15 protein-coding genes are annotated in these 17,529 nt (G+C 68.6%); 8 read left to right on the forward strand and 7 right to left on the reverse strand.

Annotated elements, in window-relative coordinates:
• Positions 1-50 precede the first annotated feature (50 nt).
• A complete protein-coding gene (locus tag FHS98_RS07830) occupies positions 51-1,202 on the reverse strand; it encodes an isovaleryl-CoA dehydrogenase (RefSeq protein ID WP_167102532.1) in 1,152 nt (383 codons plus the stop codon).
• A 90-nt stretch (positions 1,203-1,292) separates the two neighbouring features.
• Between FHS98_RS07830 and FHS98_RS07835 the strand changes: the two genes are divergently transcribed.
• On the forward strand, positions 1,293-2,168 hold the full coding sequence (locus FHS98_RS07835; RefSeq protein WP_167102534.1) for a LysR family transcriptional regulator: 876 nt from the start codon (positions 1,293-1,295) through the stop codon (positions 2,166-2,168).
• A gap of 19 nt (positions 2,169-2,187) precedes the next feature.
• Here the strand turns inward: FHS98_RS07835 and FHS98_RS07840 are convergent, their stop codons facing one another.
• The 3 genes from FHS98_RS07840 to ypfJ all read right to left on the reverse strand — a co-directional run bounded on the left by FHS98_RS07840 (position 2,188) and on the right by ypfJ (position 4,880).
• Positions 2,188-2,787: an RcnB family protein gene (locus FHS98_RS07840; RefSeq protein ID WP_167102537.1), complete on the reverse strand. Its 600-nt coding sequence runs from the start codon at positions 2,785-2,787 to the stop codon at positions 2,188-2,190.
• A gap of 157 nt (positions 2,788-2,944) precedes the next feature.
• Positions 2,945-3,934: an aldo/keto reductase gene (locus FHS98_RS07845; protein WP_167102539.1), complete on the reverse strand. Its 990-nt coding sequence runs from the start codon at positions 3,932-3,934 to the stop codon at positions 2,945-2,947.
• A gap of 34 nt (positions 3,935-3,968) precedes the next feature.
• The gene (gene ypfJ / locus FHS98_RS07850; RefSeq protein WP_167102542.1) at positions 3,969-4,880 is read right to left on the reverse strand and encodes a KPN_02809 family neutral zinc metallopeptidase; all 912 of its coding nucleotides are present in this window, start codon (positions 4,878-4,880) and stop codon (positions 3,969-3,971) included.
• A gap of 118 nt (positions 4,881-4,998) precedes the next feature.
• On the opposite strand from ypfJ, the gene FHS98_RS07855 reads away from it, so the two are divergent.
• From FHS98_RS07855 to FHS98_RS07865, 3 genes are all read left to right on the forward strand, one after another.
• Entirely contained in the window at positions 4,999-6,141 is a 1,143-nt protein-coding gene (locus FHS98_RS07855) for a patatin-like phospholipase family protein (RefSeq protein ID WP_167102545.1), read from the forward strand.
• A 31-nt stretch (positions 6,142-6,172) separates the two neighbouring features.
• Entirely contained in the window at positions 6,173-6,955 is a 783-nt protein-coding gene (locus FHS98_RS07860) for a 3-hydroxybutyrate dehydrogenase (RefSeq protein ID WP_167102548.1), read from the forward strand.
• A 73-nt stretch (positions 6,956-7,028) separates the two neighbouring features.
• Positions 7,029-7,676 carry a DUF4893 domain-containing protein gene (locus tag FHS98_RS07865; protein ID WP_167102550.1) on the forward strand — a complete coding sequence of 216 codons (648 nt, stop codon included), beginning with the start codon at positions 7,029-7,031 and terminating at the stop codon, positions 7,674-7,676.
• Position 7,677: 1 nt separating this feature from the next.
• On the opposite strand, the gene FHS98_RS07870 is transcribed toward FHS98_RS07865, so the two are convergent.
• Complete coding sequence (locus FHS98_RS07870; protein ID WP_167102553.1) at positions 7,678-8,760, reverse strand: mannose-1-phosphate guanylyltransferase/mannose-6-phosphate isomerase; 1,083 nt, start codon at positions 8,758-8,760, stop codon at positions 7,678-7,680.
• A gap of 153 nt (positions 8,761-8,913) precedes the next feature.
• Between FHS98_RS07870 and FHS98_RS07875 the strand changes: the two genes are divergently transcribed.
• From FHS98_RS07875 to FHS98_RS07890, 4 genes are all read left to right on the forward strand, one after another.
• Positions 8,914-10,302 carry a TIGR03013 family XrtA/PEP-CTERM system glycosyltransferase gene (locus tag FHS98_RS07875; RefSeq protein ID WP_167102556.1) on the forward strand — a complete coding sequence of 463 codons (1,389 nt, stop codon included), beginning with the start codon at positions 8,914-8,916 and terminating at the stop codon, positions 10,300-10,302.
• Between the two features lie 35 nt (positions 10,303-10,337).
• Positions 10,338-11,747: an XrtA/PEP-CTERM system histidine kinase PrsK gene (gene prsK / locus FHS98_RS07880; protein WP_167102559.1), complete on the forward strand. Its 1,410-nt coding sequence runs from the start codon at positions 10,338-10,340 to the stop codon at positions 11,745-11,747.
• Positions 11,744-13,105 (forward strand): PEP-CTERM-box response regulator transcription factor, encoded by a 1,362-nt coding sequence (gene prsR / locus FHS98_RS07885; RefSeq protein ID WP_167102562.1) that lies wholly within the window; start codon positions 11,744-11,746, stop codon positions 13,103-13,105. Before prsK ends, prsR begins: the two co-directional genes overlap by 4 nt.
• 79 nt (positions 13,106-13,184) lie before the next feature.
• Positions 13,185-14,003: an ATP-binding protein gene (locus FHS98_RS07890; RefSeq protein ID WP_167102565.1), complete on the forward strand. Its 819-nt coding sequence runs from the start codon at positions 13,185-13,187 to the stop codon at positions 14,001-14,003.
• A gap of 114 nt (positions 14,004-14,117) precedes the next feature.
• On the opposite strand, the gene FHS98_RS07895 is transcribed toward FHS98_RS07890, so the two are convergent.
• Complete coding sequence (locus tag FHS98_RS07895; protein WP_167102568.1) at positions 14,118-15,920, reverse strand: IlvD/Edd family dehydratase; 1,803 nt, start codon at positions 15,918-15,920, stop codon at positions 14,118-14,120.
• A gap of 25 nt (positions 15,921-15,945) precedes the next feature.
• Positions 15,946-17,508 carry a sodium:solute symporter family transporter gene (locus FHS98_RS07900; protein ID WP_167103046.1) on the reverse strand — a complete coding sequence of 521 codons (1,563 nt, stop codon included), beginning with the start codon at positions 17,506-17,508 and terminating at the stop codon, positions 15,946-15,948.
• Positions 17,509-17,529 lie beyond the last annotated feature (21 nt).

Raw genomic sequence — 17,529 nt, forward strand, 5'->3', positions numbered from 1 at the left:
GCCTTCGGCGGTCCCCCTCCCCTTGCAGGGGAGGATGTGCGCCCGGCCGCTCATGCGCCGACCAGCTCGCGGCCGATCAGCATCCGGCGGATCTCGTTGGTACCCGCGCCGATGTCGAGCAGCTTGGCGTCGCGGGCGAAGCGCTCGACCGGCCAGTCCTTCGTATAGCCCGCCCCGCCGAGCGCCTGGATCGCCTCGTTGGCGACCTTCACGGCATTCTCGGAGGCGAGCAGGATCGCACCCGCCGCGTCGTAGCGGGTCGTCTGGCCCGCATCGCAGGCGCGCGCCACGGCATAGACATAGGCCCGCGACGAATTGAGCGCGACGACCATGTCCGCCACCTTGCCCTGCATGAGCTGGAAGGTGCCGATCGCCTTGCCGAACTGCTTGCGCTCGCGGACATAGGGGAGGACCACGTCGAGGCACGCCTGCATGATGCCGAGCTGGATGCCCGAGAGCACCACGCGCTCATAATCGAGCCCCGACATCAACACGCCGACGCCGCCATTCACCGGCCCCATGACATTCTCGTCGGGCACGAAGCAGTCGTTGAACACGAGTTCGGCGGTCGGCGAGCCGCGCATCCCCATCTTGTCGATCTTCTGGCCGATCGAGAAGCCGGCGAAACCCTTCTCGATCAGGAAGGCGGTGATGCCCTTGGAGCCCGCGTCCGGCGCCGTCTTGGCATAGACCACCAGCGTCTCGGCATAGGGCGCGTTGGTGATCCAGAATTTGGTGCCGTTGAGCCGCCAGCCGCCATCCACCTTGTCGGCGCGCAGCTTCATGCTCACCACATCCGAACCGGCGCCCGCCTCCGACATCGCCAGTGAGCCGACATGCTCGCCCGAGATCAGACCGGGGAGATACTTGGCCTTCTGCTCCGGCGAGCCCCAGCGGCGGATCTGGTTGACGCAGAGGTTCGAGTGCGCGCCGTAGGAGAGGCCCACCGAGGCGGAGGCCCGCGCCACCTCCTCGCAGGCGATGACATGCTCCAGATAGCCGAGGCCGAGCCCGCCATACTCCTCCTCCACCGTAACGCCGTGCAGGCCGAGCGCGCCCATTTCCGGCCACAGCTCGACGGGGAAGCGATCCTCGGCGTCGATGGCTGCGGCGAGGGGGGCGATCCGGTCGGTGGCGAAGCGCCGGGTGGTGTCGCGGATCATGTCCGCCATCTCGCCCAGAGCGAAGTCGAACGCCTGCATATCACTCTCCGATCATTTTGCCGGTTAGATACAGCAGCGGCTCTCCCGAGGAAAATTGAAAGCCGTTCGGGAACATCATAGATGGGGTCTATGATCGACCGCTATCTGCTGCGCTATTTCCTGAGCGTGATCGATCAGGGCAATTTCTCGAAGGCGGCGGCCGCCTGCAACGTGTCGCAGCCGACGCTGTCGGTCGGGATCGCCAAGCTGGAGCGCGAGATGGGCCGCGCGCTGTTCCACCGCACCAACAAGCGCGTCGAGCTGACCGAGGCGGGCGCGCGCTTCGCCGTCCATGCCCGGCGCATCGAGGCCGAGTTCGCCCATGCCGAGCGCGAGGTGCGCGGCACCACGGTGCAGGCGACGGTCCGTCTCGGGCTGCTGCCGACGCTGCCGGGGGCGTGGATCGAGGCGTTCCTGACGCGGCTGCATCCGTCGGACGGGCGGGTCGAGCTGGTCGAAGGGCGCGAGCGGGAGTTGCTGGAGCGGCTGGCGAGGGGGCGCATCGATGTGGCGCTGACGCTCGTCCATGGCGATCACCGCTTCGCCCATGAGCCGCTGTTCCGCGAGGGCTATGCGCTGGCGCTGCCGGCGGGGCACCGGCTGGCCGGGCGCGTGGCGATCGAGGCGGAGGAACTGGCGGGGGAGACGATGATCGTCCGCCGCCAGTGCGAGATGCTCGCCGCCACCAGCCGCCACTTCACCGCGCGCGGCGTCCGCCCCTTCTTCGCGGCGCGCACCACCAGCGACGAGCGCGCGCTCGCGCTGGTCCGCGCCGGGCTGGGGGTGACGGTGATGCCGGAGGGGTTCCACGCGCCCGGCGTGGCGCGGCCGAAGCTCGCCGACTTCGCGGAGGTGCGCGAGATCGGGTTGCTCTACGCCGCGCATGTCGAGCCCGCGCGACTGCGGGACGGGGCGGTGCTGCGCGCGCTGACCGGCGGGTTGGAAGCGGCGCGGGCCTCGGCCTGAGGCCACGCGCCGTCCAGGGTCAGTAGAAAGCGCCGTAGAGGACGTCGCGGATGCGGCCGGTGCGGACGTCGACCAGCAGCAGGTCCGGCCCATAGCGCACCCAGCGGCAGCCCGGCGGCGGCGGCCCGACGCCGAGCGCGGGATAATTGTCGAAATAATAGCTGGAGGACAGGAACAGGCTCGGCAGGAGCAGGCCGATGGACCAGCGGCGATAGCTGTAGCCGCGCGGATAGCGGAAGGCCGGCCCGTGGATCGGCTTGAAGCGCGGCGGACGGCCGGCGCCGGGGCGATGCTGGGGCGGTCGCTGGCCGATGCCGGGATGCTGACCCACGGGCGGGCGGCCCGGACGGGAAGGCTGGGCTCCGGGGCCGGGGTTGGGCGGCCGGACATTGCCGCCGGGGCGACCCGGACCACCGGGGCGATTGGGGCCGACGGAGCCACCGGGACGACCGGGGCCGCCGGGATGCTGGCCCGGCCCTCCAGGACGCCCGGCGCCGGGGCGGCTCGGCCCGGGCCGCTCGGGCCGCGCGCCGGGGGCGGGTCGGGTCTGCGGCTGTTGCGCCAGGGCGATATCGGGCCAGAGCAGCAGGGCGGCGGTTGCGAGGAGACGCATCTTCATCGGCAATCCCTCCATCGATGTCCGCTGCGGTTAGACCCCTTTTCGCGGCGGGAGGGAAGCCATGTCGCCGAGGCGCGACGAAAGGCGGACAGGCGGCGTGCGTTCCACGGCCGTCATCCTCCGCTCGGGCGATGCACGAACGCGCGCCGTTCGCGGATCAGGACTTGATCTCGAAGCCCACCACCGCATGGGGAACATAAGGTTCCTCCAGCCGCTCGATCTCCTCGTCGCTCAGCTCGATGTCGAGCGCGGCGATCGCATCGTCGAGATGCCCCGCCTTCGACGCGCCGACGATCGGCGCCGACACCTCGAGCCTGGAGAGCACCCAGGCGAGCGCGATCTGGGCGCGCGGCACGCCGCGCTCCTTCGCGATCTCGGCGACGCGCTCCACCACCTTGCGGTCGGCGGCGGCGGTGTCGGCGTAGAGGGTGCGGCCGAAATTGTCGGTGTCGGAGCGGGCCGTCGCCTCGTCCCAGTCGCGGGTGAGGCGGCCGCGGGCGAGCGGGCTCCACGGGATCACGCCGATCCCCTCCGCCTCGCAGAGCGGCAGCATCTCGCGCTCCTCCTCGCGGTAGAGGAGGTTCAGATAGTTCTGCATGGTGACGAAGCGCGTCCAGCCATTCTGCTCGGCGACGTGGAGCATCGTCGCGAACTGCCACGCCGCCATCGACGAGGCGCCGATATAGCGCGCCTTGCCCGCCTTCACGACATCATGGAGCGTCTCCAGAGTCTCCTCGATCGGCACCTCATGATCGAAGCGGTGGATCTGGTAGAGGTCGACATAATCGGTGCCGAGCCGCTTCAGCGAGGCGTCGATCTCGGTCAGGATCGCCTTGCGGGAGAGCCCCGCGCCGTTCGGGCCGGGCCGCATCCGGCCGTGGACCTTGGTGGCGATCACCACTTCCTCGCGGCGGGTGAACTCCTTGAGCGCGCGGCCGACGATCTCTTCGGAGGTGCCGTCCGAATAGACGTTGGCGGTGTCGAAGAAATTGATCCCGGCCTCGACCGCCTGCCGGATGATCGGGCGGCTCCTCTCCTCGTCGAGCGTCCATGCATGGTTGCCGCGATCCGGCACGCCATAGGTCATGCAGCCGAGGCAGAGGCGGGAGACGTCGAGTCCGGTGTTGCCGAGCTTGAGATAGTCCATGTCGATCCTCCGGGAGGGGGCTTGCGGGATGCGATCAGGCGTCCGCATCCGCCGCGAAGGTGTCGCACTGGGCGGGATCGCCCGAATCGAGGCCCTTCTTCAGCCACTCCATGCGCTGTGCCGAGGTGCCGTGGGTGAAGCTGTCGGGCATGACGCGGCCCTGCGCCTCCTGCTGGAGCGTGTCGTCGCCGATCGAGTGGGCGGCCTTCATGCCTTCCTCGACGTCGCCCGGATCGAGCCGGTCGCGGTTGTTGGCGGCCCAGACGCCGGCGAAGCAATCCGCCTGCAATTCGACACGCACCTGAAGCGCATTGGCCTGCTTGGCGCTCAGGCTGCGCTGCTGCGCGCTCACCTTGGGGAGGATGCCGAGCAGATCCTGCACATGATGGCCGACCTCGTGCGCCACGACATAGGCCTGCGCGAAATCGCCCGGCGCGCCGAAGCGGCTCTTCAGCTCGTCATAGAAACTGGTGTCGAGATACACCTTCTGGTCGTTCGGGCAGTAGAACGGCCCCATCGCCGATTGTGCGGCGCCGCAACCGGACAGGCCGCTGCGGCTGTAGAAGATCAGGCCGGCGGGCGTGTATTGCTTGCCCTGCGCGGCGAAGAGCTTGGCCCAGGTGTCCTCGGTGGAGGCCAGCACCTGACAGGAGAATTTGCTCGCCGCATCCACCGCGCAGGCATGGGCCGCGCCTTCCCTGGTGATGGCGGGGGCATTGCCCTGGGGCAGCGCATGGTCGCCGCCCATCAGCGCCAGCGGATTGCCGCCGAAGATCAGCGCGCCGATGATGAGGACGACGATTCCGCCGATCCCGAAGCGGTTGAAGACGAAGCCGAGCAGCAGCGGGAACATGCCGCCGCCGCCTCCGAACCCTCCGCCGCCGCCATAATTCTGGCCGCGCTCGTCGCCGACATTGTCGCTGGTCCGGTAGTCGTCGAGCCGCATGGCGGCTTCCTCCCCGAAATTCGTTGCGCGCCAAGAATGCGCGGGCCTGGCCCTGGGTTGCCAAACTGTCATGAACCCATGCTTGATGCGTTGCAACAACAGGCGCAGGATGACCGCCATGTCCGATGCCGATCCTCGCCGGCGCAAGACCCATGCGCCCATGCCGTTGCCCGATCAGGTGGCCCTCGTCCTCCAGGGCGGGGGTGCGCTGGGCTCCTTTCAGGCCGGCGTCTACGAGGCGCTGACCGAGGTCGACATCGAGGTCGACTGGGTGGCCGGCATCTCGATCGGGGCGATCAACGCCGCGCTGATCGCGGGCAACCCGCCCGAACGCCGGGTCGAGCGGCTTCGGCAGTTCTGGGACAAGGTGACGTCCAGCCTGCCGAGCTTCCCGATCCCCTGGGCGTCGGACTCGATGCGCGAGGTGCTGCACGAATGGTCCGCCGCGATGGTGGCGACGGGTGGCGTGCCGGGCTTCTTCGCGCCGCGCCCGCTGCCGCCGATCATGGCCGCGCCGGGAAGCTGCGAGGCGCTCAGCTATTACGACACCACCCCGCTGATCGCGACGCTCAACGAACTGGTCGACTGGGATCTGCTCAATGACGGCCCGGTGCGGCTGTCGGTCGGCGCGGTCGAGATCGAGAGCGGCAATTTCTTTTTCTTCGACACGAGGAAATGCCGGATCGACCATCGCCACATCATGGCGTCGGGCGCGCTGCCGCCGGGCCTCCCGCCGGTCGAGATCGACGGCAAATGGTGGTGGGACGGGGGCGTCGTCTCGAACACGCCGCTCAGCCATGTGCTCGACAACCAGACGACGGACCTGCTGATCTTCCAGGTCGACCTGTTCTCGTCGCAGGGCGTGAAGCCCAGGACGATGATGGATGTGATGGCCCGCTCCAAGGAGATCCAATATTCCAGCCGCACGCGCACCATCTCGGACGAACGGATGAAGGCGCGCAAGCGCCGCGAGGTCGCCTCGCGCGTGCTCGCCAAGCTGCCGCCCGAGCTGCGCGACGATCCCGACGTCAAGGCGCTCACCGCCATCGCGCACGAATATGCGGTGAGCCTCGTCCAGCTCATCTACCGCGCCAACGCGTGGGAGGGCGGCTCGCGCGATTACGAGTTTTCGGAACGCACCAAGGCCGAGCATTGGCAGGCCGGCCACAACGCCGTCGCCGAGACGATCCGCAACGCCTCGCTGCTCGCCACCAACATCCTCGACGGCAAGACCGCCGCTTTCGATCTCACGCCGCGCTGACGGCACCATCCACTGCAAGGAGAACAGCCTCATGTTCCTCAAGGGCAAGACCGCGCTCGTCACCGGCTCCACCTCGGGCATCGGCCTCGCTTATGCGAAGGCGCTGGCGGCCGAGGGCGCGCAGGTGATGATTAACGGTTTCGGCGACGCCGCCGCGATCGAGAAGGAGCGCGCCGGCCTGGAGGCGACGTCCGGCAAGGCGCTCTATTCGGACGCCGACATGACCAAGCCGGACGCGATCCACGCGATGGTCCGGCGCTGCCATGACGAGCTGGGCGGGCCGGACATCGTGATCGCCAATGCCGGCGTCCAGCATGTCGAGCCGATCGACACCTTCCCGGTCGCCAAGTGGGACCAGATCATCGCGATCAACCTCTCCTCCGCTTTCCATCTGATGCAGGCGGCGATCCCCTTCATGAAGGAGAAGAAGTGGGGCCGCATCATCTCGACGGCCTCGGCCCATTCGAAGGTCGCCTCGCCGTTCAAGTCCGCTTATGTCACCGCCAAGCACGGCATCGACGGCCTCACCAAGACAGCGGCGCTGGAGACGGCGACCTTCGGCATCACGGTCAACTGCATCTCGCCGGGCTATGTCTGGACGCCGCTGGTCGAGAACCAGATCCCCGATACGATGAAGGCGCGCGGGCTCACCCGCGAGCAGGTCATCAATGACGTGCTGCTCGATGGCCAGCCGACCAAGCAATTCGTCACCGCCGAGCAGGTGGCGGCGCTGGCGGTGTTTCTCTGCCGCGACGAGGCGGCGCAGATCACCGGTTCCAACTATTCGATCGATGGCGGCTGGACGGCCGAGTGAGCTGAGGCGGCGGCCGTTGTCGGCGGCGGGCAGGGCAGGCTATGGTTGCGTCCAGTCTGTCGAAAGGTCGTCCATGCCCGTCCGTGCCGTCGTGTCCTCCGTCGCCCTGATGATGCTCGCGGGGCTGTCGGGATGCGCGACCAAGGGGGCCTGCCCGCCGGCCAGCGCCGCGGGCCAGTCTCCCATGCCGGACTGGCGTGACGCGATCAGCGATCCCGATCATGTCCGCCTGCGCGCATGGCGCAAGGCGTTCGTCGATTCGCTGACGGAGGCGCGCGCGCACGGCCATGGCGCGGAGATCGACGCCGAAGGGCGGCTGCTCGATCCCGATGCGGCGCTGGACGGCGCGGCGCTGCCGGCCGGCTTCTATCGCTGCCGGGTCATCAAGCTCGGCGCCAGGCAGGAGGGGCATCTGACGTTCGTCGCCTATCCGATGCACCGTTGCCAGATTCGCCCGTCGGACAGGTTGCAGCGGCTGATCGAGCTGAACGGGCTCCAGCGGCCGTCGGGGCGGATCTACCCGGACAGCGCCTCGCGCTCGATCTTCCTCGGCACGATGATCCTTGGCGATGAATCGAAGCCGATCGCCTATGGCCGCGACGTCGACCGCGACATGGTCGGTGCGATCGAGCGGGTGGGCGAGCATCAGTGGCGGATGCTGCTGCCCTATCCGGCGTGGGAATCGAAGATGGACGTGATGGAGCTGGTGCCCGAATCCTGACTCAGCAAGGCCGGTCGAGCGTGGCGTGGCCGGAGCGCTTGAGCTGATCGACGGCGCGCTTGACCTGCTGGCTGTCGCCTCTGGGCATGACGAGGACGGCATCGCGGGTGGCGATGACGATGACATCCTTGACGCCGATGGCGGCGACCAGCGGGCCTTCGGAGCGGATCAGGCAGTTGGAGGTGTCGATGGCGAGCACCTCGCCATGATGGGCGTTGCCGTCATGGTCCTTGACCGCCAGCTCATGGAGCGCATCCCAGCTCCCGACGTCCGACCAGCCCATCTCGACCGGCACGACCGCGACGCGATCGGCTTTCTCCATCACCGCATAGTCGATCGAATCCGATGGCGAGCGCCCGAACGCCAGCGGATCGGGATGGAGCCGGCCGCCCTCGCAGCGTCCTGACGCCACCGCCTCGCGGGCCGCCGCCGCGATGCCCGGCGCGTGGAGATCGAGCGCCGCCATGTAGCGCGCGGCGGTGAACAGGAAGATGCCGCCATTCCACGAATAGCAGCCCTGAGCGAGATAGCTCTCGGCGGTGGCAAGATCGGGCTTCTCGACGAAGCGGGCGACACGCTGGACGCCTGCCGCAATCTCCTCGCCGCGGCAGATATAGCCGTACCCCGTCTCGGGCGAGGTCGGTGCGATGCCGAAGGTGGCGAGCCAGCCCGCTTCCACCAGCGGCACCGCCTTCTCGATCGCGGCGTGGAAGGCGGCCACGTCGCCGATGACGTGATCGCTCGGCATCACCAGCAGCATCTGGTCGGGCTCGGCCGCGCACGCCGCCAGCGCGATGGCGGGCGCGGTGTTGCGGGCGGCGGGTTCGAGGATCAGCGTGCCGGGCTCGATCCCCGCCTCGTGGAGCTGCGCCTCGATCGCGTCGGCATGGGCGGCGCTCGCCACCACCACCGGCGCCGCGAAGCGCTCCGCCCCCGTCGTCCGCCGCGCCGTCATCTGGAGCATCGTCTCGACATGCGTCAGCGACAGGAGCTGCTTCGGACGCTCCGTCCGGGACAACGGCCACAATCGCGTGCCGGAGCCCCCCGAAAGAATGACAGGGGTGATCCGCCGTCGCTCGGTCATGCAAGTGCCTCGATTCGGTGACTGGGCCTGCCGGACAGCCGCCCTTATGCGCTCAATCCTCCAGCGCAGCGATGGTTTCAGGATTTATTTGTCAATTTGAGCGACACCCCCTCCCATCGAGGGTAAGTCGGCCCAGCAAGCGGGGAAGCGGGCGTGATTAGACTGTTCAAGCATTATGTCCCCCATGCGGTGCTGCTGCTGGGCCTTGTCGACGTCGTGCTGCTGTTCTGCGCGGCCGAGGCGAGCTGGGTGCTGCGCGCCTGGCAGATCGGCATGGCCGTCACCCCCTTCACCCACCGTCTCGGGCCGCTCATCACCTTTGCCGTGGCGGTGGAGACGGCGCTGGTCGCTGTCGGCGTCTATGGGCTGGATGCGCTGCATTCGGTGCGCTTCGCGGCGGTGCGGCTGATCGTCGGCGTCGCGGTCGGCATGATTATCGTGTCGGTGCTGTCCTTCCTGTTTCCGGGGCTGACGCTGTGGCGCTCCAACGCGCTCTACGCCGCGCTGATCGCGCCCACGGCGCTGACGGCTGCTCGGCTGATGCTGGGGCGGCTGCTCGGCTCCGAGACGTTCAAGCGGCGGCTGCTGGTGCTGGGCGCGGGGCCGCGCGCGGCGCGGATCAAGGCGCTGGGCGACAAGCCGGGGGCAGGCTTCGTGGTCTGCGGCTTCATCGGCATGAACGACGGGCCGGACGCGGTGCGCGGCGCGATCAACCGCGATGCGATCGAGAGCCTCGCCGACCATGTCGTCAACCTCAAGGCGAGCGAGGTGGTGCTGGCGCTTCAGGAGCGGCGCAACGCGCTGCCGCTCAAGGATCTGCTGCGCCTCAAGACGACCGGCGTGCATGTCAGCGAGCTGTCCACCTTCCTCGAACGCGAGACCGGGCGCGTCGATCTCGCCACGGCGAGCCATAGCTGGCTGATCTTCTCGGACGGGTTCGCGTCCGGCCGCTTCCTGTCGAGCATCGCCAAGCGGCAGTTCGACATCCTCGTCAGCCTCCTCATGCTGATCGTCTCGGCGCCGCTGATCCTGCTGACCGCGATCGCTATCCGGCTGGAGAGCAAGGGGCCGGCCTTCTACCGGCAGAAGCGTGTCGGCCTGTTCGGCGAGGAGTTCGACGTCATCAAGCTGCGCTCGATGCGGCAGGACGCGGAGGTCGCGGGGCAGGCCGTCTGGGCGCAGGAGAACGATCCGCGCGTCACCCGCGTCGGCCGCTTCATCCGCATGGTCCGCATCGACGAGCTGCCGCAGCTCTGGGTGGTGCTGAAAGGCAAGATGAGCTTCGTCGGGCCACGGCCCGAGCGGCTCCAGTTCGTCACCAGCCTCGCCGAGCAGCTTCCCTTCTATGACGAGCGGCACATGGTGAAGCCCGGCATCACCGGCTGGGCGCAGATCAACTATCCTTATGGCGCGAGCCTGGAGGATGCGCACAACAAGCTGGAATACGACCTTTATTACGCCAAGAACTACACGCCCTTCCTCGATCTGCTGATCCTGTTGCAGACGGTGCGCGTGCTGATCTGGCCATCGGGGGCGCGGTGAGCGTCCCCGCAACGCCTGTGCGGGCGCGCTGAGCGATGCGGCCGGGTGCGCTCCACCTCTCGCGCACCATGATCCTGCGCGTGCTGGCGATCGCCGCCTCGCTCGCCTATCTCGCGGTCACGCTGGTGCTGCTGGACGCGGTGGAGCCGCTGGGCCTCGTCTATGCCTGGCTGGCGCGCGCGATGGTGGTGTTCGGGGCGAGCTTCGCGGCGATGATGATCCTGCCGCCGGGCCGGACGCGGAGCTGGCTCAAGCTGCGGCTCGCCCAGCATCTCTTCCGCCACCGCTACGACTATCGCGCCGAGTGGCTGCGCTTCACCCGCACGCTCGGCGACGGCGGCGCGGACGAGGCGCTGGAGGAGAGGATCGAGCGCGCGCTCGCCGACATCACCGACGCCCCGCAGGCGCGGCTGCTGGTGATGACGTCGTCGGGCCGGCTCGACGCGGCCGAGCCGGCGGCGTGGCCGGACGGGGCCGCAGCGGGCTGCGGCATCGATTTCGCGAGGATGGTGGAACGCGATCCGCGCGTGCTCGATCTCGACGCGCTGCGCGCCGCGCCGGAGGAGGAGCGGCGGCTGATTCCGGCATGGGTGCTCGGCGACCCCTCGATCTGGGCGGGCGTGCCGCTGGTCCATGGCGATCGGCTGACCGGCTTCATCCTGCTCGCGCGCCCGCCGGTCGATCGTCGGCTCGACTGGGAGGATCATGACCTCCTCTCGGTCGCCGGGCGGCAGGTGGCGAGCCACCTCGCCGAAGCGCAGGGGCAGGAGGCGCTGGCCGAGGCGCGGCGCTTCCACGAGTTCAACCGCCGCTTCGCCTTCATCGTCCACGACATCAAGAATCTGGCGAGCCAGCTCGGCCTCGTCGCCCGCAATGCCGAGCGTCACGCCGACAACCCCGCATTCCGCGCCGACATGGTGACGACGCTCCGGGATTCGGTGCAGCGGCTGAACGACCTGCTCGCCCGCCTCTCGCCGCAGGGGACGCAGCGCCCCGATCCGCCGCGCGTGGCGCGCCCGCGCGCCGTGCTGGAGGCGATCGCCGCGCGCTGCCGCACCCAGCATCCGATCGCGCTGTCCGGCCGGCTGGATGTCCACGCGCTGTTCGATCCGGCGCGGCTGGAGCTGGCGATCGGCCATCTCGTGCAGAACGCCATCGAGGCGAGCCCGCCCGACGAGCCCGTCTGGCTCTCGATCGACCGGCGGGGCTTTGAAGTGGAGGTGACGGTGCTCGATCGCGGCCGGGGGATGAGCGCGGACTTCATCCGCCACAGCCTGTTCAAGCCGTTCAATTCCACCAAGCTCGGCGGCTTCGGCATCGGCGCGTTCGAGGCGCGCTCGCTCGTCGCCAGCATGGGCGGGCGGCTGGAGGTGGAAAGCCGCGAGGGCGAGGGCAGCCGCTTCGCCATCCTGCTGCCCTTCGCCGAGGAGCCCGTGGCGGCATGAGCGGAGAGGCGCTTCCCAAGCTGCTGGTCGTCGAGGACGATCCCGGCCTCGCACGGCAGTTGCGCTGGGCCTATGACGGCTATGAGGTGGTGATCGCCGCCGATCGCGCCGCCGCCATCGACGCGCTGCGCGCCGAGGAGCCTGCGGTGGTGACGCTCGATCTCGGCCTGCCGCCCGATCCCGACGGCACCTCCGAGGGCTTCGCCACATTGGCCGAGATGCTGGTGATCAAGCCCGATACCAAGATCATCGTCGCTTCCGGCCATGAGGCGCGGGAGAGCGCGCGCGAGGCGATTGCGCTGGGGGCGTGGGATTTCTACGCCAAGCCGGTCGACATCGACACGCTGGGCCTGATCGTGGCGCGCGCCTTCCACGTCCACGCGCTGGAACAGGAGAATGCGCGGCTGGCGGCGCTGGCCGGCGACACGGTGCTGGGCACGATCGTCACCGCCGCGCCCGAGATGCTCAAGGTCGCCCGCACCGTCGAGCGCGTGGCGCAGACCGACGTGTCGCTGCTCGTGCTGGGCGCGAGCGGCACGGGCAAGGAGCTCGTCGCGCGGGGCCTCCATACGGCGAGCCGGCGGGCCAAGGGGCCGTTCGTCGCGATCAACTGCGCCGCAATCCCCGAGACGCTGCTGGAGGCCGAGCTGTTCGGCCATGAGAAAGGCGCGTTCACCGGCGCGATCCGCACCGTCGAGGGCAAGATCGAGCAGGCGTCCGGCGGCACGCTGTTCCTCGACGAGATCGGCGACGTGCCGCTGCCGCTCCAGGTAAAGCTGCTGCGCTTCCTCCAGGAGCGGGTGATCGAGCGGATCGGCGGACGGAAAGGCATCCCGGTCGACGTCCGCATCGTCTGCGCGACGCACCGCGATCTGGAGACGATGGTGGCGTCCGGCGCTTTCCGCGAGGATCTCTGGTATCGCCTCGCCGAGATGGTGGTGCGGCTGCCGTCGCTGGCCGAGCGGGCGGGGGACGCGGTGCTGCTCGCGCGGCATTTCCTCAGGCGGCACGCGCCCGCGATCAATCCGCAGGTGAAGGGCCTCGCGTCCGACGCCGCCGACGCGATCGCGGGCTGGAGCTGGCCCGGCAATGTCCGCGAGCTGGAGAACCGCGTGAAGCGCGCCGCGATCATGGCGGAGGGCAAGCTCATCACCGCCGCCGATCTCGACCTCCCCGCCGGTGCCTGCGAGGAGCCGCTGCCGATCAACCTGCGCGCTGTGCGCGAGGCCGCCGACCGGCGTGCGATCGTCGAGGCGCTGGCGCGGGCGGACGGCAATATCTCGGCCACCGCCCGGCTGCTCGGGATCAGCCGGCCGACGCTCTACGATCTGCTCAATGCCTATGATCTCCAATCCTGACGCGTGGCATAATTTCTAATTTCACGACGATCGTGATGTTTTGTTGCGCTGTCGGGATAATCGCCTAGAGGGTTCGGCCATGACCGATCCCGCGACCCTCACCCGCATCGCCGCCGCGCTGGAGCGCATGGCGCCACCGCCGCCGCCCGCCGCCGATCCGGCCGCGCACCCCGCTTATGTGTGGCGCGAGGGCGTGCTGGTGGCGACGCGCGCCTTCCGGCCGCTGGCGCTCGACCTGCTGACCGGGGTGGAGGCGCAGAAGGCCGCGATCCTCCAGAACGCGGCGCGGCTGGCCGATCGCCTGCCCGCGCATGACGTGCTGCTCTGGGGCGCGCGCGGGACGGGCAAGTCGTCGCTGGTGAAGAGCGTGGTCGGCGCGCTTCAGGCCGGGGGCAGGGATATCGCGCTGGTCGAGGTCGCGCCGGACGCGCTCCACACGCTGCCGCATCTGTTCGATCTCATTGCCGACAGCCCCCGCGCCTTCGCGCTGTTCGTCGACGATCTCGGCTTCGAGGAGGGCTCGGCGGGGCCACGCACCCTGCGCTCGCTGCTGGAGGGAGGCGCCGAGGCGCGGCCGGACAATGCGCGGCTCCACGTCACCGCCAATCGCCGCCACATCGTCAGCCGGGAGTTCGGCGAGGAGGACCGGGCGGTGAATGCGCGCGACGTGATGGATGATCGCCTCGCGCTGGCCGACCGCTTCGGACTGTCGATCGGCTTCCACAATGTCGACCAGCCGACCTATCTGGCGATGGTCGAGGCCTATGCGAGGAAGCTCGGCCTGCCGTTCGACGGAGCCGACGCGGTGAGTTGGGCGACGGGGCGCGGCGCGCGTTCGGGCCGGGTGGCGTGGCATTATGTGGTCGAGCTGGCGGGGCGCGAGGGGAAGCGGGTCTAGGCCGCTCCCGCTTCGTCACCCCGGACTTGATCCGGGGTCCAGAGCCGCAAGCGCCGCGCCTGTTGCTCTGGATGCCGGATCAAGTCCGGCACGACGGCGAAGAGCGTGTGCGCCTCAATGGCTGTCGCGAGGCAGGCCCTTGGTCTCGTCGATGCGCTGGAAGGCTTCGGTGCCTTCGAGGATCGCGCCGGTGCCGAGCTGGCCGACGATGTCGCGCTGGATCGCCTGCCACGGCGTCTGGCTCGCCGGGTAGCGATAGCCGCCGGCCGCCTCCAGAGCGGCGCGGCGAGTGGCGATCTCCGCTTCGTCGATCAGCACATCCACCCGGCCCCGGCCGACATCGAAGCGGATGCGGTCGCCATTCCTCAGGATCGCGATGTTGCCGCCCGCCGCCGCTTCCGGCGAGGCGTTGAGGATCGAGGGCGAACCCGACGTGCCCGACTGGCGGCCATCCCCGATGCAGGGCAGCGCCGTGATGCCGCGCTCGATCAGCGAGGCCGGCGGACGCATGTTCACGACCTCCGCCGCGCCCGGATAGCCGATCGGCCCGGCGCCGCGCATGACGAGAACGGTGAACTCGTCGATGCCTTCGGCGGGATCGTCGATGCGGTGGTGATAGTCCTCCGGCCCGTCGAATACCGCGACCTTGCCCTCGAACGCCTCGGGATCGTCGGCGTTGGAGAGATAGCGCGCGCGGAAATCGTCCGAGATCACGCTGGTCTTCATGATGGCGCTGTCGAAGATGTTGCCGGTCATCACGCGGAAGCCGGCCTTCTGCTTCAGCGCCGTCTCGAAGGTGCGGATCACGTCGGGCGAGACGATCTCGGCGCCGCGGCAATTGTCGCCCATGGTGCGGCCGTTGGCGGTCATCGCGCCTTCGCGGATCAGGCCATGACGCATGAGCTCGGCCACCACCGCCGGCACGCCGCCGGCATGGTAATAATCCTCGCCGAGATACTGCCCCGCCGGCATCAGGTTCACCAGCAGCGGAATGTCGTGGCCGATCTCCTGCCAGTCCTGCAACGACAGCTCGACGCCCATATGGCGCGCGATCGCGGCCAAGTGGATCGGCGCGTTGGTCGAGCCGCCGATGGCGGAGTTGACCGCGATGGCGTTGAGGAAGGCATCGCGCGTCATGATCTTCGACGGGCGCAGATCCTCGTTCACCATCTCGACGATGCGCTTGCCGGTGAGATAGGCCACCTGCGCGCGCTGGCGGTAGGGCGCCGGGATCGCCGCCGAGCCCGGAAGCTGCATCCCCAGCGCCTCGGCCAGCGAGTTCATCGTCGTCGCCGTACCCATGGTCGAGCAATAGCCCACCGACGTCGCCGAGGAGGCGACCAGATCGATGAAGCCGGCATTGTCGATCTCACCGGCGGCGAGCATCTCGCGCGCCTTCCAGATGATCGTGCCCGAGCCGGTGCGCTCGCCCTTGTGGAAGCCGTTGAGCATCGGCCCGACCGAGAGCGCGATGGCCGGGATGTCCACGGTCGCAGCACCCATCAGCATGGCGGGCGTGGTCTTGTCGCAGCCGATGGTCAGCACCACGCCGTCGAGCGGATAGCCGTAGAGCGTCTCGACCAGACCCAGATAGGCGAGGTTGCGATCGAGCCCCGGCGTCGGGCGCTTGCCCGTCTCCTGGATCGGATGGACCGGGAACTCGATCGCGATGCCGCCCGCCTCGCGGATGCCTTCGCGCACCCGCTTGGCCAGCTCGACATGATGGCGGTTGCAGGGCGACAGATCGGACCCCGTCTGCGCGATCCCGATGATCGGCTTGCCCGACTGGAGTTCCTCGCGGGTCAGGCCGTAGTTCAGATAGCGCTCCAGATAGAGCGCCGTCATGTCGGGATCGCCCGGCCGGTCGAACCACTCACGCGAGCGGAGGCGGCGGGGGCTATTGTCGGTCGTGGACATCAGACGTCAGGGTTCCTTGGGGGACTTACCACCAGGTGGCGTAGAGGGCGATCAGGATCAGGATCACGGCGGTGGCGCCGATGTTGAAGCCGGTGCGGGTGGCGTAGTGGACGTCGCCGGTCGTGATGGTGTCGGTGTCGCGGCGGGCCGGGGTGACCAGCGAGACGATCACGGCGAGCGCCAGCGCGATCAGGAACACCACGCCCATCCGGTCCATGAAGGGCAGCGACGCCCACTGGACCTTGAACAGCCAGGACAGCACCACGGAGGCGATCGCGGCGGTGACGGCGCCGGCTTCGTTGGCGCGCTTCCAGAACAGGCCGAGCAGGAAGATCACGGTGATGCCCGGCGTGAAGAAGCCGGTGAACTCCTGGATGAACTGGAATGCCTGCTCCGAAGCGCCGACCAGCGGGCGGGCGGTGAGGATGGCGATGATGATCGCGACGACGGCGGTGATGCGGCCGACCATGACGAGGTGGCGCTCGTCGCGCTTGGGGCCGAACTTGCTGTAGATGTCGAGCGTGAAGATGGTGGCGATCGAATTGATCTTGGACGCGGTGGACGCGATGATCGCCGCGATCAGCGCCGCGAAGACGAGGCCGAGCAGGCCGGTCGGCAGCAGGCGCATCATCGTCGGATAGGCTTCGTCGGGCTTGGCGAGGCCCGGCGCCAGCACCACGGCGGCGATGCCCGGCAGCACGATGATGAGCGGCATCAGCAGCTTCAGGAAGCTCGCGAACAGCACGCCCTTCTGGGCTTCCGCGATATTCTTGGCGGCGAGCGCGCGCTGGATGATATACTGGTTGAAACCCCAGTAGCTGAGGTTCGCGATCCACAGGCCGCCGATTAGCACAGAGAGACCCGGCAGGTCGGTGTAATGCGGATCGCCCTTCTTCAGGATCATGTGGAAGTGATCGGGGATGGTGGTGACGAGCTTGTGCCAGCCGGCGAAGACGTCGCCCGAGCCCAGCTTGCCGAGCGTCAGCCACGCGATGATGAGGCCGCCCAGCACGAGGAGCGTCACCTGCACGATGTCGGTGAGCGCCACCGCCTTCAGGCCGCCGCGGATCTGGTAGAGCAAGGCGAAGGTGCCCAGCGCCACGAGCGCCACCGTCTGGTCGACGCCCGCCACCTTGGTGACGGCGATCGAGCCCAGCCAGATGATCGAGGTGAGGTTCACGAACACATAGAGGACGAGCCAGAAGATCGCCATCAGCGTGCGGATGCCGCTGCCGTACCGCTTCTCGAGGAACTGCGGCATCGTGTAGATCTCGTTGCGCAGGAAGATCGGCAGGAAGAACTTGCCGACGATCAAGAGCGTCAGCGCCGCCATCCACTCATAGGAGGCGATGGCGAGGCCGATCGCATAGCCCGAGCCCGACATGCCGACGATCTGCTCGGCCGAGATGTTGGCCGCGATCAGCGACGCGCCGATCGCCCACCAGGGGAGATTCTTCGACGCGAGGAAATAGTCGGTGGTGTTCTTCGGGCCGGCGCCCGCCTTGTCACGGCTCACCCATTGGGCGAGACCGAAGATCGCGATCGCGTAGGCGATGATGACGGCGATATCGATGGTGGCGAGCGGCACGGATTTTCCTCTCTGCGGCCC

It is taken from the genome of Sphingomonas oligoaromativorans (assembly GCF_011762195.1).
Lineage (GTDB): Bacteria > Pseudomonadota > Alphaproteobacteria > Sphingomonadales > Sphingomonadaceae > Solisphingomonas > Solisphingomonas oligoaromativorans.